This window comes from Streptomyces sp. NPDC003248, from assembly GCF_055563235.1.
On sequence record NZ_JBVHDT010000005.1, the window covers coordinates 65,617 to 87,223 of the forward strand.

18 protein-coding genes are annotated in these 21,607 nt (G+C 71.1%); all 18 read left to right on the forward strand.

The features are described from left to right. Positions 1-23 precede the first annotated feature (23 nt). The 18 genes from ACZ3KJ_RS14255 to ACZ3KJ_RS14340 all read left to right on the forward strand — a co-directional run bounded on the left by ACZ3KJ_RS14255 (position 24) and on the right by ACZ3KJ_RS14340 (position 21,607). Positions 24-743 carry a thioesterase II family protein gene (locus ACZ3KJ_RS14255; protein WP_467526913.1) on the forward strand — a complete coding sequence of 240 codons (720 nt, stop codon included), beginning with the start codon at positions 24-26 and terminating at the stop codon, positions 741-743. Beyond that, positions 740-2,341: an amino acid adenylation domain-containing protein gene (locus ACZ3KJ_RS14260; protein WP_467526915.1), complete on the forward strand. Its 1,602-nt coding sequence runs from the start codon at positions 740-742 to the stop codon at positions 2,339-2,341. Before ACZ3KJ_RS14255 ends, ACZ3KJ_RS14260 begins: the two co-directional genes overlap by 4 nt. Further along, positions 2,338-3,537, forward strand: a complete 1,200-nt coding sequence (locus ACZ3KJ_RS14265; protein ID WP_467526917.1) for an acyl-CoA dehydrogenase family protein — start codon at positions 2,338-2,340, stop codon at positions 3,535-3,537. Before ACZ3KJ_RS14260 ends, ACZ3KJ_RS14265 begins: the two co-directional genes overlap by 4 nt. Before the next feature lie 19 nt (positions 3,538-3,556). Beyond that, positions 3,557-5,020, forward strand: coding sequence for a cation:proton antiporter domain-containing protein (locus ACZ3KJ_RS14270; protein WP_467526919.1), 1,464 nt, complete (start codon positions 3,557-3,559; stop codon positions 5,018-5,020). Positions 5,021-5,250: 230 nt separating this feature from the next. Further along, a complete protein-coding gene (locus tag ACZ3KJ_RS14275) occupies positions 5,251-6,285 on the forward strand; it encodes a terpene synthase family protein (RefSeq protein ID WP_467526920.1) in 1,035 nt (344 codons plus the stop codon). A 41-nt stretch (positions 6,286-6,326) separates the two neighbouring features. Continuing rightward, positions 6,327-7,511 (forward strand): ATP-grasp domain-containing protein, encoded by a 1,185-nt coding sequence (locus tag ACZ3KJ_RS14280; RefSeq protein WP_467526922.1) that lies wholly within the window; start codon positions 6,327-6,329, stop codon positions 7,509-7,511. 210 nt (positions 7,512-7,721) lie between these two features. Next, entirely contained in the window at positions 7,722-8,225 is a 504-nt protein-coding gene (gene ectA / locus ACZ3KJ_RS14285; protein WP_467526924.1) for a diaminobutyrate acetyltransferase, read from the forward strand. Positions 8,226-8,679: 454 nt separating this feature from the next. Further along, positions 8,680-10,041, forward strand: coding sequence for an aspartate aminotransferase family protein (locus ACZ3KJ_RS14290; protein WP_467526926.1), 1,362 nt, complete (start codon positions 8,680-8,682; stop codon positions 10,039-10,041). After that, positions 10,031-11,242, forward strand: a complete 1,212-nt coding sequence (locus tag ACZ3KJ_RS14295) for an amino acid kinase family protein (protein WP_467526927.1) — start codon at positions 10,031-10,033, stop codon at positions 11,240-11,242. The genes ACZ3KJ_RS14290 and ACZ3KJ_RS14295 overlap by 11 nt, the downstream gene beginning before the upstream one ends. A 3-nt stretch (positions 11,243-11,245) precedes the next feature. Then, positions 11,246-12,139, forward strand: coding sequence for an EamA family transporter (locus tag ACZ3KJ_RS14300; RefSeq protein ID WP_467526929.1), 894 nt, complete (start codon positions 11,246-11,248; stop codon positions 12,137-12,139). Then, the gene (locus ACZ3KJ_RS14305) at positions 12,136-12,723 is read left to right on the forward strand and encodes a cysteine hydrolase family protein (RefSeq protein ID WP_467526931.1); all 588 of its coding nucleotides are present in this window, start codon (positions 12,136-12,138) and stop codon (positions 12,721-12,723) included. The genes ACZ3KJ_RS14300 and ACZ3KJ_RS14305 overlap by 4 nt, the downstream gene beginning before the upstream one ends. After that, the gene (gene hypE / locus ACZ3KJ_RS14310; protein ID WP_467526932.1) at positions 12,720-13,742 is read left to right on the forward strand and encodes a hydrogenase expression/formation protein HypE; all 1,023 of its coding nucleotides are present in this window, start codon (positions 12,720-12,722) and stop codon (positions 13,740-13,742) included. The genes ACZ3KJ_RS14305 and hypE overlap by 4 nt, the downstream gene beginning before the upstream one ends. 38 nt (positions 13,743-13,780) lie before the next feature. Further along, positions 13,781-16,156: a carbamoyltransferase HypF gene (hypF, locus tag ACZ3KJ_RS14315; RefSeq protein WP_467526934.1), complete on the forward strand. Its 2,376-nt coding sequence runs from the start codon at positions 13,781-13,783 to the stop codon at positions 16,154-16,156. Between the two features lie 9 nt (positions 16,157-16,165). Beyond that, the gene (locus ACZ3KJ_RS14320) at positions 16,166-17,413 is read left to right on the forward strand and encodes an ATP-grasp domain-containing protein (protein WP_467526935.1); all 1,248 of its coding nucleotides are present in this window, start codon (positions 16,166-16,168) and stop codon (positions 17,411-17,413) included. Positions 17,414-17,460: 47 nt separating this feature from the next. After that, entirely contained in the window at positions 17,461-18,534 is a 1,074-nt protein-coding gene (locus tag ACZ3KJ_RS14325; RefSeq protein ID WP_467526936.1) for an LLM class flavin-dependent oxidoreductase, read from the forward strand. 39 nt (positions 18,535-18,573) lie between these two features. Then, positions 18,574-19,818, forward strand: coding sequence for an ATP-grasp domain-containing protein (locus tag ACZ3KJ_RS14330; protein WP_467526937.1), 1,245 nt, complete (start codon positions 18,574-18,576; stop codon positions 19,816-19,818). Next, complete coding sequence (locus tag ACZ3KJ_RS14335; protein WP_467526939.1) at positions 19,815-21,110, forward strand: MFS transporter; 1,296 nt, start codon at positions 19,815-19,817, stop codon at positions 21,108-21,110. Before ACZ3KJ_RS14330 ends, ACZ3KJ_RS14335 begins: the two co-directional genes overlap by 4 nt. Continuing rightward, on the forward strand, positions 21,110-21,607 hold the full coding sequence (locus tag ACZ3KJ_RS14340; protein WP_467526941.1) for a cobalamin B12-binding domain-containing protein: 498 nt from the start codon (positions 21,110-21,112) through the stop codon (positions 21,605-21,607). Before ACZ3KJ_RS14335 ends, ACZ3KJ_RS14340 begins: the two co-directional genes overlap by 1 nt.

A 21,607-nucleotide genomic window follows, 5' to 3' on the forward strand; every position in this document is an offset into this window, starting at 1 on the left:
GGACACCGGTACTCCGGCCCGCGGTGGGAACCCGCCGCATCCGGCTGATCTGCTTCCCGTACGCCGGGGGCGGCCCCGACCTCTTCAGGAGCTGGGCGGCCGGCCTGGACGACGGGGTGGAACTGCTCGCTGTCAGGCTGCCCGGCCGGGGACCCCGGCTGCGCGAGCCGATGTACGGAGACTGGGAGGCCCTGCTCACCGACACCTTCACCGCACTGTGCGCGGGCGACCTCCTCAGCGCCCCGCACGCCTTCTACGGACACAGCTTCGGAGGCCGGCTCGCCTACGAGATGACCCACTTGGCCGCCCGGACGTACGAGGGATCCACCCGTCGCCTGTTCGTGTCGGGAAGCCGCAGCCCCAACTTCCCGCAAGTCCGCCCCTATCTGCACGAACTGTCGCAGGACGCCTACCTCGACGCGGTCCGCGCCATGGGCGGCACACCCGCCGAGATCCTGGCCGACAAAGCCATGATGCGGCTGTTCCTCCCCACGATGCGGGCCGACATGCGGCTGGCGGAGCTGTGGGGCGACCGCCATGACGCCCACGGTGTGGACGTGCCCATCACCGCGTTCCACGGACGCGACGACCCCGTCGACGGCCACGCCGCCATGCGCGACTGGAAGCTCTACAGCACCCGCGACTGCGAAGTGGTGGAGATGCCCGGGGGGCACTTCTTCCTGGACACGCACCGAGAACGACTGCTGGAAGCGATCAACACGAGGCTGGGGGCACCCTCATGACCACACCGCACCGCGCGACGGCCGCCGCCCTGGAGGCGCACCGTGCCCTCAACCAGGGCACCAGCACGCCGTACCCCGAACTCTCGGTCAGCGAGCTGTTCGCGGCCCAAGTGGCCCGACGCCCCACCGCGACGGCGCTCGTCCATCCCGGAGGCCGCCTCTCCTACCAGGCGCTGGACGGGCTCGCCAATGACCTCGCCGCGCAGATGGACGACGCGGGTGTCCGACCCGGCGACACCGTCATGGTGCTCATCGCCCGCTCGGCAGAGCTGATCGTCGCGCTGCTGGCCGCGGCCAAGTGCGGAGCCGCCTACCTTCCCGCCGACGCGTCCTGGCCGGACGGCCGGCTGGGCACTCTGCTGGAACACAGCGGCAGCGGCCATGTCCTCACCCACGCCGCCGACACCGGCGCCGTCGGCGCCCGGCTGCCGGGCCGGACCGTCGTCCCGGTCGAGCTGGGCCTCCTGTCCGAACGGCGGGAGCCGCCGTCGTACCAGGGCTCCCCGGACGACATCGCGTACATCAACTTCACCTCCGGCTCCACGGGTGCCCCCAAGGGTGTCCCCGTACGGAACCGCGGCATCGTCCGCCTCGTCCACGACGCCACGTACGCGCGGCTGGACGAGGACAGCGTCCTGCTCCAACTGGCACCGGCCTCCTTCGACGCGGCGACCTTCGAGATCTGGGGTGCGCTGCTCAACGGCGGCACCTGCGTGCTGTACCCGGACTCCTTCATCCGGCTCGGCCGGCTGCGCCGTGTCCTGACCGAGCACCGGGTGAGCGTGCTCTTCCTCACGACGGCCCTCTTCAACACCGTCCTCGACGAGGCGCCGGAGACGCTCGACAGCGTCACCACGGTGCTGACCGGCGGCGAGGCGCACTCCCTGACCCACATGGCCACCGCCCTGAGCGTGTACGGCACCGACCGGATCGTCAGCGTCTACGGGCCCACCGAGTGCACCACCTTCGCCACCTACCACCCGGTCCGCAGACTCCACCCGGACGAGTCCAGCCTCCCCATCGGCCGGCCGATCCAGAACACCCGCGCCTACGTGGTCGACGACGGCAGACTGTGCGAGCCGGGGGAGACCGGTGAACTCCTGCTCGCCGGACCCGGTCTGTCCCCGGGCTACCTCGGGCTGCCGGAGACCAACGCGCGCCAGTTCGTCGAGGCGGACTTCGACGGCGTGCGGGAACGGCTCTACCGCACCGGCGACCGCGTCCGCCTCTCGGAGCGGGGCCACCTGGTCTTCCTCGGCCGGCTCGACGACCAGGTCAAGGTCAACGGCTTCCGCATCGAACTGGGCGAGATCGCCTACCACCTGGACGCGCACCCTGCCGTGCGCCAGAGCTACGTCACCACCAGGCCGAACGCGCAGGGCGGACAGGAGCTCATCGCCTTCGCGGTACCCGACACCGCGGACAGCGACCCCGAGGAGATCCGCGCGCACCTGCGCGGCATCCTGCCCGCCTACATGGTGCCACCCGTCATCCGGCTCTGTGCCGAGCTGCCGCTGACCGCCACGGGCAAGGTGGACCGGCGGACCCTGCTCGCCAGTCACCACCCCCGCACCATGTCCGCGGGAGCGTCGTCATGAGCACCCCGCCCGCCGGTCACCGGCCCGCCGACCGGGAACTGGCCCTGGAGTTCCCCTTCTTCGGCCCGGACCACGACGCGTTCCGCGCCCGGATCAGGGCACGGATCGCCGAAAGCGTGCTGCCCCGGGCCGAGGCCTGGGAGGAGCAGGGCGGCATCGCGGCCGACGCCTGGAAGGAACTCGGTGCCGCCGGCCTCCTGGACGTGGGGCACACCGGCGAGGACTTCCTGCGCAGCGCCGTGCTGCTCGAGGAACTGGGCGCGGCCGGCTACGCCGGGATCAGGGCCGCCATCGGAGTCCACGCGTACATGGCACTCTCCTACGTCCTGCTGTTCGGCACTCCCGAACAGCAGGCGGCACATGTGCCCGCCGCGTACCGCGGCGAGCGCGTCACCGCCCTGGCCATCAGCGAGCCCGGGGCGGGATCGGACCTGCGCGACCTGCGGACCTACGCGGCGCCGGACGGCTCCGGCGCCGCCGCGGGCTTCGTGCTCGACGGACACAAGAGTTACGTCGCCAACGGCATGAGCGCCGGTCTGCTCGTCGTACTGGCCCGCACCCGCCGGCCCGCCCCGGGCTCCGGGGAGGAGCGGGGGCTGACGGGGGCGAGCATGCTGCTCGTCGACGCCGACAGTCCCGGCATCACCCGGCGCCCGCAGCCGATGCTGGGCTGGCGCGCCGCCGGCATCACCGAGATCACCTTCGAGGGGGTCGAGGTCCCCGCCGACGCCCTGCTCGGCCGGCGCGACCGGGCCCTGATGCAGGTCATGCGCGCCCTGGACTTCGAGCGGCTGGTGGCGGGACTGCTGGCGGTCGGCGGCGTACGGCACACCCTGCGTCTGCTGGACGAGCAGGTCCGCACCCGCAGGGTCAAGGGCGTGCCCCTGGCTTCCCACCAGTCCGTGCGGCACCGGCTCGGCGAGCTGTACGGAGAGTTCGACATGGTGCGCCGATACGCCTTCCACGCGGCCTGGCTGCATGCGCAGGGCCGTCTCGACACCCGCACGGCGTCGGTCCTCAAGCTGCGTGCCACCGAACTGGCCCTGGCCGCGGCCCAGGTGTGCGCCCAGTACCACGGGGCGCAGGGCTACCTGGAAGGGTCCGCCGTGGCGCGTCTGCACCGGGACGCGACGGCCGGAACCATCGCGGCAGGGCCCAGCGAGCTCATGCGCGACATGATCTACGCGGCGAGCTGAGATGGCGGGGGAGAGCACCATGCCTGTGTCCGCCGGCGCCTCCACGCCGACGACAGAACCGAACGGAACCGCCGGCTCGGGACCGAAGCCACGTCGGGGCCTGGCCGTGGCCGTCGTGGTGACCGCCGTCGTCCCCATCGCGGTCATCGCCGCCATCGTCGTGGGCCTGCCCGGCTCCGACACGGCCAAGGGGGCGGGCAGCGCGCCGAAGCTGGGCGACACCGGCCACTTCTTCCTCGCCGTCGTCGTCGTCCTGGCCGCCGCCCACCTCGGTGGCGCGTGCGCCCGCCGACTCGGCCAGCCCGGCGTGATCGGCGAGATCCTCGCCGGCCTCGCCCTGGGGCCGTCACTGCTCGGCCACCTGGCGCCCGGGGCCATGGCCTGGCTGTTACCGGCCACCAGCCGCGGACCCATGGAGGGTCTGGCCCAACTGGGCCTCGTCCTCTTCATGTTCGGCGTGGGCCAGGAACTCGCCGGCATGCGTCTGCGGGGCGCCGCGACGCGGGCCCTCCTGGTCAGTCAAGCCTCGGTACTGGTGCCGTTCGCGCTCGGCGCGGCCGTCGCCGTACCGCTCGCCGCACGGTACGCGGGGCCGAACGGCGGCATGGCCTTCGTCCTGTTCATCGGCTGTGCCCTGAGCATCACCGCCTTCCCCGTCCTCGCCAGGATCCTCGTCGACCTCGGGATCACACGGACCGAGGAGGGGCGGCTCAGCCTCTTCGCGGCGGCAGTGGGCGACGGGATCGGCTGGCTGGCCCTCGCGGCGATCCTTGCCGTGGCCCATGGCTCCAGTCCCACCGCTCTGCTGCTCAACGGCCTTGCCGCCGTCCTCCTGGCCGCGGTGTTCCTGGGTCCCGTCAAACGGTTGCTGCCCCGCTGGGTGGGACGTGACCACCGCGGCGGCGACGCCGTGACCGGGGTGCTCCTCGTCGGGGGCGTCGCCGGAGCGGCCGCGCTCACGGCTGTGATCGGCCTGCACCAGCTGATCGGCGCCCTGCTGGTCGGCCTGGTCTGGCCCGTGCGCGGGGCGGCCGTCGCGGAGCGGCTGACGAGCACGGCCAAGACCGTCCTGCTGCCGTTCTTCTTCTTCGGCTTCGGGCTGACGGCCGACCTGAGCGCCCTGCACTGGGACGGCGGGACCGTCCTGGTCTTCCTCGGGCTGCTCGTCCTGGCCGCCGTCGGCAAGATCGCCGGGCCCGGCCTGTGCGCGCGGCTCACCGGAATGGGGCGGCGGCCCGCGCTCGCTCTCGGCGTCCTGCTCAACGCCCGTGGCCTGACGGAACTCATCGTCATCCAGATCGGGTACGACGCGGGGATCATCGATGCCAGGATGCTCGCCATCCTCACCCTGGTCGCGCTCGGCACCACCGTGATGACGAGTCCCCTGCTGCGCCTGCTCGGAGCGGCCGGGCCCGTCCGCCGCGACAGCCGTGAACAGGCCGCGGCCGGACCGCCGGCCGGGGAACCCGTGCCGCGTGCCTGAGCCGTGACCGGCCGGCCGTCACGCGTCGTCCGCACCGTGCGCGACGCCGGCTCCGGCCGCTCCCCGCACGGCCTGCCGGTCCTCGTGGCCGAAGTCCCCGACCGCCGGGCCGTCCCCATGGCGGGGTGTCCCCCCCGACGCGCGATGCCCGCCACCGGCACCTCCGGGAGCCGACCCGTCCGACGGCCCGGCGAGGCACCCCCGGCAAGCGAAAGGAAGGACCGGAGCACATGCCCACAGACGTCGACTTCCCTTTCCCCTTCAGCGCGCCGCGACCGGTGCCCGAGGCGGTCGAGCAAGCTCGGCGAAGAGGCGTGGACTGGGCGGTCGGGCACGGCCTGCTCCAGCCGGCGGATGCCGTCGCCGACGGCTTCCCGGCCATGAGCCCGGCCGATGTGGCAGCGGGGTTCTGTCCCAAGGCGGGCGGGGCCGACCTGGATGTGATGACCGACGTCATCACCTGGACGACAGCCTGCGACGCCTTCTTCCACGGCCCGGCCCTGGACGCTCCCGTCCTCGCGGGAGACGTCGTCCGGGCGCTCCTGGCGACGACGGTGCCCCACGGACAGGGCGCAGCGTCCCGGGTCGCCGCGCCGGTCCCCGTCCCCGAAGGCGCCGCATGCCTGGCCGCCGCCACCGCCGACCTGTGGCAGCGGCTCCAGGCGCCCATGACCGGGACGTGGCGCGAGCGGGCCGCCCGCAACTGGGGCCGCTACCTCCGGTCCTTCCTCGCCGAGGCCGACGCCCGCCGCTCCCGCACCGTCCCCGCCCCGGAGTCCCACCTGGCCTTGCGCCGGGAGACCACGGCGATGTACGTCTACCTCGACGCCACCGAACGTACGGGCCGCTACGAGGTGCCGGAGCGCGTGCTCGCCGACCCGACGGTGAGCCGGCTGACGGAGCTGGGGACGGACATCCTCGCCCACTGCCACGACGTCCATGGCGTCGAGCACGAGGAGGCTCGCGGAGAGACCCGCAATCTGGTCCTCGTTCTCGAGGCCGCGGGCGGAGGCAGCCGTGAGCAGGTGATCGACCGGATACGCCACGGGGTCGGCCGGCTGACGGAGGAGTTCCAGCACCTCGCGGCAGGGATACCCGCCCTCTGCCGACGCCTGTCCTGCGACCCGTACGAGCGCGTGAGCACCGAGCGCCACCTCAGAGCCATGACCCGTCAGCTGAGGGTGGCCTACGACTGGTCCCGCGCCACCGGTCGCCCCGTCGGACAGGCCGCGGTGCGGGGGGTCGGGGTCACGGAGCCGGTGTAACGTCCGTGACGGTGAACCTGCCATAGACAAAGGGGTAGTTGATGCAGAGGCTGTTGCTGGTGGGTGTCGGTCTGACGGGGCGGCCCTATGTCGCGGCGGCCCGGCGGCTCGGGGTGCGGCTCCACGTGGTGGAGACGGAGCCGCAGGCCGAGGCCCTGGCCGGAAGCGTCGACCAGGTCACGGTGTGCCGGGGCATGTCGGACGAGGCGTGGTACGAGGCGGCGAGCGAGGCGGCTCGCTCGGGGGCGCCCGACGGCGTGGTCGCCTTCAGCGAACCGCACGTGCTGGCCGCCTCGCTCCTGGCGGACGAACTCGGCCTGGCGGGTCCCTCGTTGAAGGCTGCCGTGCTGTCGCGCAACAAGGCGCTGCAACGGGCCCGGTTCTCCGCGGCGGGGATAGGCCAGCCGGAGTTCCTGGTGACCGAGCGACTGGCGGACGCCAGGGGCTGGGCCGCCGGGCGCATGCCGGTGGTGATCAAGCCGTTGTCCTCCGCCGGCAGTGCGGGCGTGGAACTCGTGGCGGACATGGCGGCGTACGACGACGCCGTCGTGCGTCGGGGCGGCGAGGGCAAGCTCCTGGTCGAGCGCGCGGTGACCGGTCCGGAATACAGTTGGGAGGCGCTCGTCCGTGAGGGCAAGGTGTGGTGCGCCAACCTGACGGCGAAGGAGACCACGGGTCCTCCGTACTTCGTGGAGACGGCACACCGCACGGCGGCCGAGGTGGACGACGCGGTCCGGGCGGAGGTCGCCGACCTGGGCGCCGCCGTTCTCGACGCCATGGGGATGGTCACCGGCATCGTCCACCTGGAGTTCCGGCTCACGCCGAGCGGGCCGGCGGTGATGGAGGTGGCGGTGCGCACCCCGGGCGACCGCCTGATGGATCTGCTGGGGATGGCCTACGGCATCGACTGGTACGAGATGGTCATCAGGATGGCCCTGGGCCGCGAACTCCCGCCCGCTCCCACCGCGTCGTGCCGCACCGCGAGTTACCTGCCCTCGGCACGGCCGGGAACGGTCGCCGAGGTGCGGGGCCTGGCCGAGGTCCTGGACCACCCCTGCGTCGTGGAGGCGGAGGTGAGCGTCGCGCCGGGGGACGCCGTCGCTCCGCTGCGGTCGTCGGCCGGACGCGTCGGGCAGGTGCTGTTGCGGGCGCCGGACGCGCGGACGCTGGAAGCCGCGCTCGGCGACGTGCGCGACACCCTGCACGTGGTGACCCGCCCGGAATAGGCCTGCGCCGCACGGAACTCCGCTGTGCCGTCGGCCCGTTGGACGAGGAGGCGGGCAGGAGGCGGGCAGGAGGCACGGGGGCGGAGCCCTGTTGGGCCGGTCGCCGACCCGGTGTCCCACCCCGTCGCACGGTGCGGCCGTACCGGACGCGGCGCGGGAACAGGACGGGACGTGCAGGGGAGCGGCAACTCGATCGTGAGGTTCGTGCGCATGACTACGGAGAAGATCGACAGCCCGGCACTCCGGGACGGCGCGGCCATCTGGAGGATCGCCCGGGACTCCGGGACGCTCGACCTGAACTCGTCCTACAGCTACCTGCTGTGGTGCCGGGACTTCGCCGCCACGTCCGTGGTGGCCCGCGGTGCCGACGGTGAGCCGGTCGGCTTCGTCACCGGGTACGTCCGCCCCGACCACCCGCGGGTGCTGGTCGTCTGGCAGGTCGCCGTCGACCGGGAGCATCGCGGTCGGGGAATCGCCGCCGCGCTGCTGGACGCGCTCACCGCGAGGATCGCCGCGGGCGGTGGCCTGGAGGCTGTCGAGACCACCATCACCCCGGACAACGACGCCTCGATCCGGCTCTTCACGTCCTTCGCGGCACGCCACGGGGCGGGTGTCGACCGTACGGTGCTCTTCGACAGCGAACTCTTCCCCGAGGACGGCCACCTCCCCGAGATCCTCTTCCGGATCGGCCCGCTCCTCCCCCCGGCCCGCTGATTTCTGCGGTACCCCCTGTCCTGCTCGTCCCGGAGTCCGCCGGTCACCCGGCCCGCTGTCACGGGAAGGCCGAAAACAGACATGTCGGCCGAGGGCCGTGCAAGACTCCGATTGTGAGACGAGTCAGATTGGTCCCATAAGTGGAAGGGTGGGTTTCTTCTCCGCAAGTGGAAGCGCGGGTTTCTCCTTCGTCCGGCAAAGCGGGACACCCTTCGCCGGGCCGGGCGGATGGTAAATTCTGATCCCAGCATCTGGGAAACCGGTGCATCATTGTTGCCTAGGTTGACGGCGCTCGGTATCTTCCTAAAAGATCACTGGCGCAGGGGGTCTGGCCAGGTTGCGCAGCGTCATCGCCGCGCATCAGAAATTCAAGCGGGGAGGCGTCAGTGCGGGAGTATTTATCGCTGCGGGCACTTGTTGCTGCCGGCGGACCCGTGCGGGTGGCGAACGCCGAATGAACGCACGGGTCAGCACCGAAATCCCTGGCGAGGCATCCAGGCGGATGCTCGCCGAGCAGGCGGCCGTCGAATCCTCGGCGCGCGCCTACCCCCGGCTCACGCCCATCGCCATCAGGAGCGGGGACGGCTCCTACCTCACCGACGTCGACGACAACGTCTTCCTGGACTTCCTCACCGGAGCCGGGGTGCTGGTGCTCGGTCACAACGACCCGGAACTGCTGCGTGCGGCGCAGGCCCAGCTCCAAGTGAGCACCCACGGACTGGACTTCCCCACCGCGGCGAAGCAGGACTTCACCCGCGAGCTGCTGCGGATGCTGCCCGAGGCGATGCGTGACAGGACGAAGATCCACTTCTGTGGTCCGACCGGGGCGGACGGAGTCGAGGCAGCGGTCAAGCTGTGCAAGACGTACACGGGACGAAGCGGTGTCGTCTCCTTCCACGGCGGTTTCCACGGCAGTACGCAGAGCACGCTGGCGCTGACCGGACTACGGGCCTCGAAGGAACTCCCCGGAAATCCGTCGATTTCCTCATTCTTTCCGTACTCCTATTGCTACAAGTGCCCCCTCGGGCTTTCGCCCGAAAGCTGTTCGGTTAATTGCATTCAGTATCTGGAGAACATGCTGAGTGATCCGAACGGAGGCACCCCCAGGCCCGCCGCGGTAATCCTGGAGCTGATCCAGGGCGAGGGAGGCGTCGTTCCCGCGCGCCTCGATTTCGTCCGTCGGCTCAGGGAGCTGACATGCGAACTTGATATTCCGCTGATTCTCGACGAGGTGCAGACGGGCTGCGGCCGCACCGGTACCTGGTACGCCTTCGAGCAGTACGGGATCGAGCCCGATGTCATCGTCTCGTCGAAGGGAATCGGGGGAGGGCATCCCGTGTCGGTGATTCTCTTCGACGAGCGCCTCGACGGCTGGAAGCCCGCCGCGCACACCGGAACCTTCCGGGGCAACCAGCTCGCCTTCGCCGCGGGCGCGACGCAGATCCGGGTGATGGAACGCGACGACGTCCTGGGCAACGTGCGCAAGGTCGGCGCCCACCTGGAGGACGGCCTGCGCCGCTTGCAGGAGCGTCATGGATTCCTCGGCGAGGTCCGTGGCAGGGGTCTGATGCTCGGCGTCGAGTTCACGCCGCTCGGCTCCTGGTCGGCCGGCGAGGTCGTCGACCGGGTCCGGTGGGCCGCGCTCCGCCGGGGCCTGATCTTCGAGCCCGCCGGACGCGACGGATGCGTCGCCCGCTTCCTTCCCCCGCTCAACCTGACCAGGGAAGAGGCGGACGAGGCCCTGGACATCCTGACCGCGGCGATCTCCGAGGTCGCCGAGTCGGCCGAGTCCCTGCGAGGAGACGATGACCGCTGACACGAACCCCGTGAAGGTCCTGAAGTTCGGCGGATCCTCCTTCATCGACCTGTCGGACTACACGGCCGTCGCCGCCTACGTGACCGGAATGCTCACCTCCGCCGACACCAGGATCGTCGCCGTGGTGAGCGGCATGTCCGGAAGCACGGGACGACTGCTCGAAGCCGCGCTGAGCATCGATCCGGATCTCCACCCGCAGGTCCAGGACCAGGTCCTGTCCACGGCGGAGATGGTCAGCGCGAGCTTCCTGCGTGCCGCGCTGAGTGCGGCCGGCTGCCGGACCACCGACCTGTGGGCACCGCAGGCGGGCATCCGCAGCGACAACGCCGCCACCCAGGCCCGGATCGTCTCCATCGACCCCCGCCCGCTGCGCGACGCCTTCGCGGAGCACCAGGTGGTCGTCGTGGCCGGCGGCCAGGCGATGGACGACGACAATCGCATCACCATGCTCGGCCGCAACAGCTCCGACCTCACCGCGGTCGCCCTCGCGGCCAGCCTGTCGGCCGGGCGGTGCGACATCTACGGCGACACACCCGGGGTCTTCACGGCCGATCCCCACGTCGTCCCGTCCGCGCGGCTGATGCCGCAGCTCACGTACCGGCAGTGCCGCCAGATGTCCGAGTCGGGCGCGAAGGTGCTGCACTGGGGAGCGGTCCGGTACGCACAGGAGCACGGGGTCGTGATCCGCTGCCTGCGGACGGCCGCGGCACTCTCGGGGGAGGCCGCACCGGGGACCGAGGTGGGCGCAGGGCCGGGCGAGACCGCCGTCGTGGGCGACGCGCGCATCCGGCTGTACCGACCGCCGTCCGCGAACGACGTGTCCGCGGCGGTCCGGGCACTGCGCGAGGCCAATCTCGTGGCGCAGGCCGTCGACCGGAACGGCACCGCCCTGCTGGCGTTCCCCGCCGGACAGGAACCCGGACGCGCGCTCGCGGACCTGGGCCTGGAGGCGGAACCCGTCGAGGGTTTCGGCATGGTGTCGGTGGTCGCGCCGGACGGCACCGCCACGAGACGACTCGTCGCCCGCGACGACGTCGACGCAACCGTCCGCTCCGTGCACCAGGACCTGTACGGCGTGCCCGACGCCGGAGACGTCTCCCGGACCCTGCCCAAGACGCGCTCGCGGCACAGCGGACTGCTGCTCGGGCCGTCGGCCCCGGCGGCGGACGCAGGTGCGCGCACGGCCGCCACCCGGGAGTGATGCATGCGGATCGTCATCGGCGTCATCGTGACGGCCGTATGGGGCCTCAGCTTCTCGATGATCAAAATCGCGCAGGAGACCTTCGACCCGCTGTTCCTGCTCGTCCTGCGGTTCGTGCTGTGCTTCCTGCCGGCGGCGTTCTTCGTACGGCGCCCGCAGGTCCCGCTGAGGCCACTCGCGCTCTACGGACTGGCCTTCGGGATCGGTCAGTTCGGTCTGCTCTTCTTCGGCATCCGGGCCGGCCTCTCGCCCGGACTCGCCTCCGTGGTGCTGCAACTCCAGGTGTTCTTCACGATCTCGTTCAGCGCGCTGCTCCTGAAGGAGCGGATGACGCGGGGCCAGGTCGTGGGACTCCTCCTGGGGTTCGCGGGCGTGGCCATGGTCGGAGGGATCACCGAAGGAACGGTGACGGTCTTCGGCCTGCTCCTGGTCACGTGTGCGGCGATGTCCTGGGGAGCGGCCAACGTCCTCGTCAAGCGGCTGGACCACGCCGATCCCCTCGGGCTGATCGTATGGTCGAGCCCGATTCCGGCAGCGATCCTGCTGCCCTGCTCGCTCGTCGTCGACGGCTACGCATCGATCGAGCGGTCGGTGCGCGCCACGGACTGGACCTCACTCGGGGCGCTGCTCTTCATCGCGTACCCCACGACGGTCATCGGGTACTCCGTCTGGAACGCACTGCTGCAGAGGTACGAAGCGGGCCGTGTCGCGCCGCTCACCCTGCTCGTCCCGGTGTTCGGTCTCGCCTCGTCGATGCTGATCTTCGGCGAACGGATCACCCCGCCCCAGGCCGTCGCTTGCGGCCTGCTCGTCCTCGGCCTCTGTGTGAACCAGGCCAGTGTCCACCGCAGGCGGCAACAGCCTGCTGCTCATCGAGTAATGGAGACACAGTCATGAGCAAAGTAGCGGTCCTTACCAACGACCTGCAGTACGAGCTGGTCAACAAGAACCCGGAGCGCCTCCGTGCGGTGACGGAGTCGATCCCCCGCTTCACCGAGTTCCTCGCGGGCATCCGGGAACGGGGGCACCATGTCGTGCACCTCCAGATAGTCAACCTGCCGGACGACCCGAACGCGGAGCGCTGGGCCGACGGCTACCTGCCGGTGGAGAAGGGCACGCCGGGCGCGGAGATCATGTCCGAATTCCTCGCGGACTCGGACATCGTCGTCGAAAAGCACAAGGACAGCGGGTTCTACGAGACGGACCTGCACGACCGCCTCCAGGCGCTGGGCGTCTCGACCGTGGTCGTCACCGGTATGCAGACCCAGATCTGCGTGCAGACCACGGCGGCCGACGCGTTCTTCCGGGGCTACAACGTCTGGGTTCCCTCCGACTGCGTCGTCTCGGCGCACGAGGCCGACCGCCGGCGCGCGCTGGAGTGGCTGGACGGCTACTGCGCGACGGTCTCGGACTCCGCGCACATCCTGCGGACCCTCGACGCCCAGGGCGAGCTCCCGCGCAAGGAAGTGGTGACCCCGTGACCACAGTCACCGACACGGACACCGTCATCCTCGACCACGGCACCGGCGCCCGCCGCAGCCGTGAGCTGGTGGAGCTGATCGCGGCCACCCTCGGCGACGCCTACACCGGCGAGATGGAGGACAGCGCGATCCTGCGCGTGGACTCCACCGAGATCGCGGTCACGACCGACTCCTTCGTGGTCGACCCGGTCCTCTTCGGCAACGGCGACATCGGGAAGATCGCCGTCTGCGGAACCGTCAACGACCTCGCCGTCGCCGGCGCGGAGCCGCTCTACCTCACCCTCGGCATGATCCTCGAGGAGGGGCTGCCGCTCCCCACGCTGGTACGCGTCCTGACCTCGGTCCGCGAGACCGCGAAGGAAGCCGGCGTCGTGATCGTGGCCGGCGACACCAAGGTCGTGCGCAAGGGCGAGGCCGACCAGATCTACCTCAACACCACCGGGGTCGGGGTCTTCCGGCGTCCGCCGCTCCGCATGCGGGACGTGCAGCCCGGCGACAAGGTGATCCTCAGCGGTCCCATCGGGAACCACACGGTGCACCTGCTCTCGATCCGCGAGGGCCTCGGCTTCGAGCAGCGGGTGCTCAGTGACTGCGCGCCGCTGAACGGGATGCTGGCGGACGTGTTCGAGGCGACCGGCGGCGAAGGAGTGCACTCCGTCCGCGACGTCACCCGCGGCGGCCTCAACGCGGTCCTCAACGAGTACGCGTCCACGCTCGGCCGGACCGTACTGGTCGACGAGCCGGCGCTGCCGGTACAGGCCGAGACCCGGATGGCCATGGACATGCTCGGCGTCAGCCCGCTCAACGCCGCGAACGAGGGGTGCGCCTGCCTCTTCGTCGCCCCGTCGGCGGTGGACGCGGTCATGGAGGCCCTGCGCAGCCACCCGTACGGCGCCGAGGCCGTGGTGATCGGCGAGATCACCGACGAGGCGGTGCCGAGCGTGCAGTTGCAGGACGCCGACGGCCGGCGCAAGACGCTCGCCGAACTCGCCGGAGCCGAGCTGCCCAGGCTCTGCTGACCGGGGCCGAGCAGGGCGAGAGGGGAGACATGGAATCGATGGAGAGCACACAGCGGTGGTGTGTGCGGGTGACGGGCGTGGTCCAGGGCGTCGGTTTCCGGCCGTTCGTCTACCGGCTGGCGCACGAGCACTCGCTCACCGGCTGGGTCAACAACGACAGCGCGGGCGTGTTCCTGGAGGCTCAGGGGCGCCTGCCGGACCTGGTGGCCTTCACCGCCGCTCTGTCGGCCGAGGCGCCCCCGCTCGCCCGGGTGACCGAGGTCTCGGTGCGTGAACGGCTGGCCGCCTCACCGGAGGAGGCGGGCGCCTTCGTCATCCGGGAGAGCGAGAACTCCGGTGCGGCCACCACGGTCGTACCGGCCGACTCGCACGTCTGCGACGACTGCCTGGCCGAGATGCGCGACCCGGCGGACCGGCGCTACCGGTACCCGTTCGTCAACTGCACCCACTGCGGACCGCGTTACTCGCTCATCCGTGGCCTCCCGTACGACCGGGCGGCCACCACGATGGCGTCGTTCCCCATGTGCGAGGCCTGTGCCGCCGAGTACCGCGACCCGCTGGACCGCCGCTACCACGCCCAGCCGACCGCCTGTGCCGACTGCGGGCCGAGGCTCACCGCCTCGGTCCGGGACGGGGACGGCCGGTTACAGGTGGCCGGGGAGCGCGACGTCGCGCTGAACGCCGCCCTGGACGTGGTGCAGCGCGGCGGGATCGTCGCCGTCAAGAGCGTCGGAGGGTTCCACCTGGCGGCCGACGCGCGGAACGCCGACGCGGTCGCGCTGCTGCGCAAGCGCAAGCGGCGCGACAGCAAGCCGTTCGCCGTCATGGTGAGCGACCTGGCGACCGTCGAGAAGATCGCCTCGCACACGCCGGCCGAGGACGAGCTCATGCTCTCCCACGCCCGCCCGATCGTCCTCCTGCGCAAGCGGCCGGACGTACTGCCCGACAGCGTGGCGCCCCGCAACCCCAGTCTGGGCGTCATGCTGCCGTCGGCCCCGCTGCACCACCTGCTGCTCGAACGGGAGGGCCTGGACGTGCTCGTCATGACGAGCGGCAACGTGTCCGGCTACCCGATCGAGTTCCGCAACGAGGACGCCCTGGCCCGGCTGTTCGAGGTGGCCGATCTCGTCCTCCACCACGACCGCGACATCGAGACCCGGGTGGACGACTCCGTGGTGCGCACCTCGGACCACCCGGACCTGGACCGGCCCCTCGTCTCCTTCCTGCGGCGCTCGCGCGGCTACGCCCCGTACGCCCTGGAGGTCCCGGCCGACCTGGAGCCGGTCGTCGGGCTGGGCGCCGAGCTCAAGGTGACGGTGTCGCTGGGGCGCGGCTCCAGCGTCTACATGAGCCAGCACATCGGTGACGTGAAGAACGACGAGACCTTCGCGTCGCACCGCGCCGCCGCCGACCACCTGGCACGGCTCTACGAACTCGCGCCGGGCCTCGCGGCGTGCGACCTCCACCCGGACTTCCGGGCGTCCCGGTACGCCCGCGACACCTACGGCGGCGACGTGGAGGAGGTCCAGCACCACCACGCCCACATGTCCGCCTGCATGGCGGAGAACCAGCTCACCGGCACCACGATCGGCGTGGTGTTCGACGGCTCGGGCTACGGCCTGGACGGCACCATCTGGGGAGGGGAGTTCCTCCTCGGGGACTACCGCGCGGTGGAGCGGGTCGCTCACCTGCGCCGCCTGCCGCTCCTGGGCGGGGACCAGGCGGTGCGTGAGCCGGTCCGCACCGGATTCGCCCTCGCCGTCGACGCGCTCGGCGGCAAGGACGCGGCCGCGGCGGCGTTCCCCGCCCTGGGCGTGCTCGACGAGCAGCAGCGTTCCGTCTACAGCGTCATGGCGGCCCGCGGCATCAACTCGCCGCTCGCCTCGAGCATGGGCCGGCTCTTCGACGGCGCGGCGGCCCTGCTGGGGATCTGCACCCATGCCGAGTACGAGGCGCAGGGACCGATCGAGCTCGAAGGCCTGCTCGGACGCGACCTGGAGCCGGCGCGGTCGGAGGGCTACCGGGTGCTGCGCCGGCCCGGCACCGGAGCGGTGGAGCTGGACTGGCGGCCGCTGATCGGGGCCCTCGCCGCCGACCTCGCGGCCGGGACCCCGCCGGCCGTGATGTCCCGACGCTTCCACTCCGGGATCGTGGACATGGTCGTCGCCGAGTGCGAGGCCGTCCGGCAGCAGCGGGGGATCAGCCAGGTGGTGTTGTCGGGAGGCGTGTTCCTCAACGAGTTCCTGCTCGTCAACTGTCTCGTCGCCCTGCGCCGGGCCGGGTTCGACGCCCACTGCCACCGGCTCGTCCCGACCAACGACGGTGGCATCTCGCTGGGCCAGGTCATGGTGGCGAACGCACGACGGGCGGAGCGCCGCCGAGCCGCACGTCATCTGGCAGACAGCAAAGTCTGAGGAGTGTCCATGTCCTATCGCGTCCTGCTGGTGCAGCCCGCGTTCTCCGCCATCGCCTACGTCACCCATGCCCGCGCCCTGGGCTGGGACGTCCTCGTGGCCTCCCACGAGGCCGGGAGCCGCGTGGTGGCCGAGACCGTGCGGTCCCTCGCCACCGAGCTCATCACCGTGGACACCAACGACGGCGAGGCCCTCGAAGCCGCGGTCGCCGAGTCCCACGGCCGCAACAGGATCGACGCCGTCGTCGCGGGCGGCGAGTTCTACGTGGCGGCCGCCGCCCGGCTGGCGCGGCGGATCGGGCTGGCCGGCCTGGAACCCGCCACCGTCGACAGGGTCCGGTACAAGCCGACCATGCGTCAGGCGGTCGCCGACGCCGGCCTGCTGGTGCCCCGGTACGCCGTGGTCCGCGACCCGGCACAGCTCGAGGACGCCTGCGCCTACGTGGGCTTCCCCGCCGTCATCAAGCCCGTCGAGTCCGGCGGCAGCATCCACGTCTCGCGCGTCGACACGGTGGAGCAGGCCCGCACGGCGCTGGCCGCGATGTACGCCGACGACGAACTCGAGTTCGACAGGCCGCTCGACACCGACGCCCTCCTGGAGCAGTACGTGGCCGGCCCGGAGTACAGCGCCGACGGCTACGTGCGCGACGGCGAGGTCGTCGTCGTGGCGGTGACGAGGAAGCTGCTCGGTCCCGAGCCGCGCTTCCTGGAGATCGGGCACCTGACCCCGGCCCCGCTGGACGAGGACATCCGGCGCGAGATCACCGAGTACGCGGCCGGTGTCGCCAAGGCGGTGGGCGTCACGGTGGGACCGTTCCACTGCGAGCTGCGCCTCGACGGTGACAACCGCCCGGTGCTCATGGAGATCGCCGCCCGCCTCCCCGGCGACAAGATCACCGAACTCATGGAGACGGCCACCGGGCTGGTACTGCCCAGGATGGTCCTCGCGGCCGCCACCGGGTCCGACCCGGTGGAACTGGGCGCCTACCGGGAGCCGGACGCCGCGGCGGCCGGCATCCGCTTCCTGACGGCGGGCGGATCAGGGGCGTACACGCGGCTCGACGGCTGGGAGGAACTGACGTCCGAGCCGTGGGTGACGGCCAGTCAGATCCTCATCGGGCCGGGCGCGGCCGTCCGGACGGACGAGGCCGACTACCGCTGCAGGGTGGCCGTCGTCGTGTTCACGGCCGGATCACCCGCCGAGGCGCACGAGCGCTGGGCCGAGATCGGCGATCGCGTGCGGGTGATCACCGACTGAGAGCCGCACGACCGAGCTTCGAACAACGCACAGCGAGGATGGGGAAGATGGAACCTTTGCGCATTCACTGGTGCTCGCCGCCGGACACGGGTCAGGCCAAGCCCACCGACAAGTACAGCATCGGCACGCTCGACATGGGCGAGGTCGTCGACTTCGTCCAGGAGGCCGAGGAACTCGGCGTCGACAGCCTGCTGCTGGGCATAGGCCACTACCTGCCGGACCCGCTGCCCGTGGTGGGCGCCCTGACGCAGGTGACGGACCGGGTCACCTTCATGCTCGCCTACCGCCCGGGTCTGCTGTCGCCGACTCTTTTCGCGCAGGTCGTGAACACCCTGTCGTGGATGTCCGACGGCCGTATCGCCCTCAACATCGTCGCGGGGATCTCGCCCGCCGAGCAGGCGGGCTACGGCGACTTCCTCAGCCATGACCAGCGGTACGCCCGGACCCGCGAGTTCCTGGAGATCACCCGCGGGCTGTGGGACGGCCAGTCGCCCCTGAGCTACGAGGGGGCGCACTACACCATCAAGGACGCGGAGCTCGGCCTCGGCTACAAGGGCGGCGGCCGGCCCGACATCTACATCAGCGGGGCGTCCGCGGTGGCCCAGGAGACGGCGCTCGCCCTCGGTGACTGCTGGCTGCGGTACGGGGACACCCCGGAGGGCATCGCCGAGGCGAGCCGGCCGCTGATCGAGGGCGGCCGCCGCGTCGGCACCAGGATGCACGTCCTGGCGCGGCCCACGCGTGCCGAGGCGGTCGCGGAGCTCGCCCGGCTGATGAGCAACCCCGACGAGGCGCACACGGCCTACATCCGCGACTTCGTGGCGACGGTGGACTCCGAAGCGGTGAAGTCCTCCTACCGGCTGGCCGACGAGGTGGACGGAGAATGGCTGTCGCCGTTCATCTGGACCGGGGCCGTCCCCTACCGCGGTGGCTCCGCGCTGTGCGTCGTCGGCAGCTACGAGGAGGTGGCCCAGTACCTCTACCGGTACAAGGCCGCAGGCGTCAGCGAGTTCATCTTCTCCGGCTGGCCGACCCGGGACGAGATGCGGAACTTCTTCACCCACGTGGAGCCCCTGATCCGCGACCTCGAGCGTGCGGAGTCCGGGACGTCCCCGTCGTGAAGTCCGTGCACTCCCGCAGTGAAGGCTGAGGAACAGCTCATGAACATTGTTGTCATCAACCGCTGGCCGCGCTTCTCCGACGGGCGGCGCTGGGATCACGAGCTCAGCCGCTTCGACGAGTTCATCGATCACGACCGGCACCGTGTCAGTTACGTCGTCGACGCGGTCGGCGCGACAGGCGTGCTCGCGGACCCCGCCAAGATCGCCTGTCTCGTCGAGATCGGTGATGTCAACGACTTCGAGGCGCTCTGCGGGGCGGTGCGCGAGGTCGCAGCCCAGGTGGGGCCGGTCGACCAGCTCATCGCGCTGTCCGAGTTCACCCTCGGCATCGCGGCGGAAGTGCGCGAGGCACTGGGCATACCGGGTCCGCGCCCCCAGGACGTGGCGGTCTACCGGAACAAGCTCACGATGAAGGAACTCGTCGCGAAGGCGGGGGTGCGCGTGCCCCGTTTCGCGCCGTGCGGCGACGCGGAGTCCACCGTCGCCTTCGCACGGTCGGTCGGGTACCCGCTGATTCTCAAGCCGGTCGCCGGGGCGGCGAGCATCGGCGTGCACCGCGTGGACGACGAGGCCGCGCTCCTGTCGCTCCTGTCGCTGATCGACGTGGCCGACTACGAGCTCGAGGAGTACATCGAGGGGACCATCCACCACGTGGACGGATTCGCCGACGACGAGTCGGGCATCCCGTTCCAGGCGGTGTCCCGCTACATCAACGACTGCCTGTCGTACGAAGCGGACGGTGAGCCGCTCGGCTCGGTGGTCATGCAGTCGTGCGAGCTGCGCACCCGCATCGAGGAGTTCGCCCGCACCTGTGTGGCGGCCCTGGGCATGAAGTCGGTGCCGTTCCACCTGGAGCTCTTCGTCACGGCGACCGGAGAGCTGGTCTTCCTGGAGATCGCCGGCCGTATCGGCGGAGCGGAGGTCCCGTACCTCACGCACCGCCTCTTCGGAGTCAACCTCTGTCAGGTCTGGCTGAACGCCCTGTGCGAGGGAACGGTGACGCTTCCGCCCCCGGCGGGGGACCCGTCGGGCGGCTGGCTGATCATTCCGAAACCGCAGCAGCTGCCGGCGCGGGTGGTCTCGGTGACCTCCCCGCGCGAGTCGCTCACGACGGTCTGGCGCGAACTGGTGCCGGACGTGGGGGAGACCCTGGACCCGGGCGGCAGCTACGACGCGGTGCACAGCGGGCGATACATCCTGGTCGGCGACGAGGCCGCGGTCGAGGCGGACATTCGTTCGATCATCGCCGGGTTCCGCATCGAGACAGCGCCGGTGCTGGAATGACGGCGCCGAACGCCGCGGACCGGACCGCGGACGAAAAGGAAGCACACGCTTCGGCGACCGGCCGACGACGGCTGCGGCGCAGCCTCTTCGGCTGCGGTGTCCTGCTCGGTGTCGTCGCGGAACAGATCGTGCTGTTCGCGGTGCCGCTCATCATCTTCGAGGACACCGACAAGGTCTCCGCGCTCGGATTCGCCTACGCCATCGAATGGCTCCCGGCCCTGCTGGCCTATCCGTTCGCGGGACTCCTCGCCGACCGGGACGGCGGCGCACGGCTGTTCTCCCTGGTCTCCACGGGCCGGGCCGTGGTCATCGTCGGCGCCCTCGCCGGTTGCCTGGCGGCTCCGTCCCTGCTGACCCCGATCCTCATGACCTCCGGAGGACTGCTCTCCCTTCTGATGGCGCCGGTACGGATGTCCATCGAGAAGGTGGTGCCCCAGCTGGCCGAGGACGAGGAACTGGCGAAGACCCAGGGCCTGGTCCAGAGCATGGAGGTCTCGGCGATGGCCGTCGGGCCCGCCCTCGCACTGCTGGGCGTGGCCTTCATCGGGAAGTTCGGGCTCCTCGCCTGCGCAGCCGCGGCGTTCCTCGCGGCCGCTGCCTGCTGGCTGCCGCTGCCCCGCGGGGTACGGGCGGCCGGCGGCAGCAGCGTGCGGGAGAGCCTGGCCGAGCTCCGGCTGGGCTGGTCGCTGCTGGTGGGCAACCGGCCGATCGTGCTGCTGGCAGTCCTCAACTTCTCGATCAACCTGGTCTTCGCCACCGTGCTCAGCGCCAACGCGGCGCTCATCACCGGCGTGTTCCACGCGCCCGAGTCCGCGTACGCCCTGCTCAACATCGCCGTCGGCGTCATGGGAGCGGTCAACCTCCTGGTGGTGCCGTTCCTGTTGCTGCACTTCGAGGTGCGGGCGCTGGGCGTCTTCGGTCTCGCGCTCGTCTGCGCGGGCCTGGCCGTGCTGGGGTTCGCCCCCTCGCTGCTGCTGTACGGCCCGGCCTTCGTGGCCGCGATGGTCGGCGTGACCTACTTCAACATCTTCAACCGCACCCAGCGCGTCAAGGTCATACCGAGGGAGCACCTGGGCAAGGTGATGGGGCCCTTCTACCTCCTCAACCTGCTGTCCCTGCCCATCGGCGGCCTTCTCGTGGCGGGCGCCGGCTCCAGCTGGGGACCCCAACGGCTGGTCGCCGTGCTGGCGATGGCGCTCAGTGTCTTCGGCGCGGTCATGCTGCCGCTGACGATCCGCGCCTTCGGCCGCGCCCTGCCGGCCCGTGAGGCGTCTGCGGCGGGGGTGGAGTGATGGACGTCGGCTTCCGATGCCTTCTGACGACGATCGAATCGGATTCGCACTACTGGAATCTCATCTACCTGGAGAAGCTGCTCGAAGAGCACGGAGCGTCGGTCCGCAACCTGGGGGCCTGCACCCCGGCCGGCCTGGTCGTCGAGGAACTGGCCGCGTTCCGGCCGGATCTCCTCGTGGTGTCGAGCGTCAACGGGCACGGCTACCACGGGGCGCGTGAGCTGCTGACGCGGATCCGCCTCGCCGGGCTCGACGTGCCCTGTGTCGTCGGCGGCAAGCTCACCACCGCCGCCTCGGACAACGACCGTGTCCGCCGCGACCTGCTGGCCCACGGTTTCACCGACGTCTTCGTCGAGGAGGACGCCGTCGACCGCTTCCGCGCGCTGCTCGACTTCGGTGTCCGGTTCGGTTTCTCCGAGTGGCGGGCCGACGCACCGGTGGTCGCGCCGTGGGACGGTCCCGCGCACGCCCTGAAGAACCTCAGCCCAGGTCGCTGA

Bases quoted from the DNA above. Each gene is read 5' to 3' on its own strand.
- ACZ3KJ_RS14260 (WP_467526915.1), top strand. From the start codon at position 740: ATGACCACACCGCACCGCGCGACGGCCGCCGCCCTGGAGGCGCACCGT.
- ACZ3KJ_RS14265 (WP_467526917.1), top strand. From the start codon at position 2,338: ATGAGCACCCCGCCCGCCGGTCACCGGCCCGCCGACCGGGAACTGGCC.
- ACZ3KJ_RS14270 (WP_467526919.1), top strand. From the start codon at position 3,557: ATGCCTGTGTCCGCCGGCGCCTCCACGCCGACGACAGAACCGAACGGA.
- ACZ3KJ_RS14275 (WP_467526920.1), top strand. From the start codon at position 5,251: ATGCCCACAGACGTCGACTTCCCTTTCCCCTTCAGCGCGCCGCGACCG.
- ACZ3KJ_RS14280 (WP_467526922.1), top strand. From the start codon at position 6,327: ATGCAGAGGCTGTTGCTGGTGGGTGTCGGTCTGACGGGGCGGCCCTAT.
- ectA (WP_467526924.1), top strand. From the start codon at position 7,722: ATGACTACGGAGAAGATCGACAGCCCGGCACTCCGGGACGGCGCGGCC.
- ACZ3KJ_RS14290 (WP_467526926.1), top strand. From the start codon at position 8,680: ATGAACGCACGGGTCAGCACCGAAATCCCTGGCGAGGCATCCAGGCGG.
- ACZ3KJ_RS14295 (WP_467526927.1), top strand. From the start codon at position 10,031: ATGACCGCTGACACGAACCCCGTGAAGGTCCTGAAGTTCGGCGGATCC.
- ACZ3KJ_RS14300 (WP_467526929.1), top strand. From the start codon at position 11,246: ATGCGGATCGTCATCGGCGTCATCGTGACGGCCGTATGGGGCCTCAGC.
- ACZ3KJ_RS14305 (WP_467526931.1), top strand. From the start codon at position 12,136: ATGAGCAAAGTAGCGGTCCTTACCAACGACCTGCAGTACGAGCTGGTC.
- hypF (WP_467526934.1), top strand. From the start codon at position 13,781: ATGGAGAGCACACAGCGGTGGTGTGTGCGGGTGACGGGCGTGGTCCAG.
- ACZ3KJ_RS14320 (WP_467526935.1), top strand. From the start codon at position 16,166: ATGTCCTATCGCGTCCTGCTGGTGCAGCCCGCGTTCTCCGCCATCGCC.
- ACZ3KJ_RS14325 (WP_467526936.1), top strand. From the start codon at position 17,461: ATGGAACCTTTGCGCATTCACTGGTGCTCGCCGCCGGACACGGGTCAG.
- ACZ3KJ_RS14330 (WP_467526937.1), top strand. From the start codon at position 18,574: ATGAACATTGTTGTCATCAACCGCTGGCCGCGCTTCTCCGACGGGCGG.
- ACZ3KJ_RS14335 (WP_467526939.1), top strand. From the start codon at position 19,815: ATGACGGCGCCGAACGCCGCGGACCGGACCGCGGACGAAAAGGAAGCA.
- ACZ3KJ_RS14340 (WP_467526941.1), top strand. From the start codon at position 21,110: ATGGACGTCGGCTTCCGATGCCTTCTGACGACGATCGAATCGGATTCG.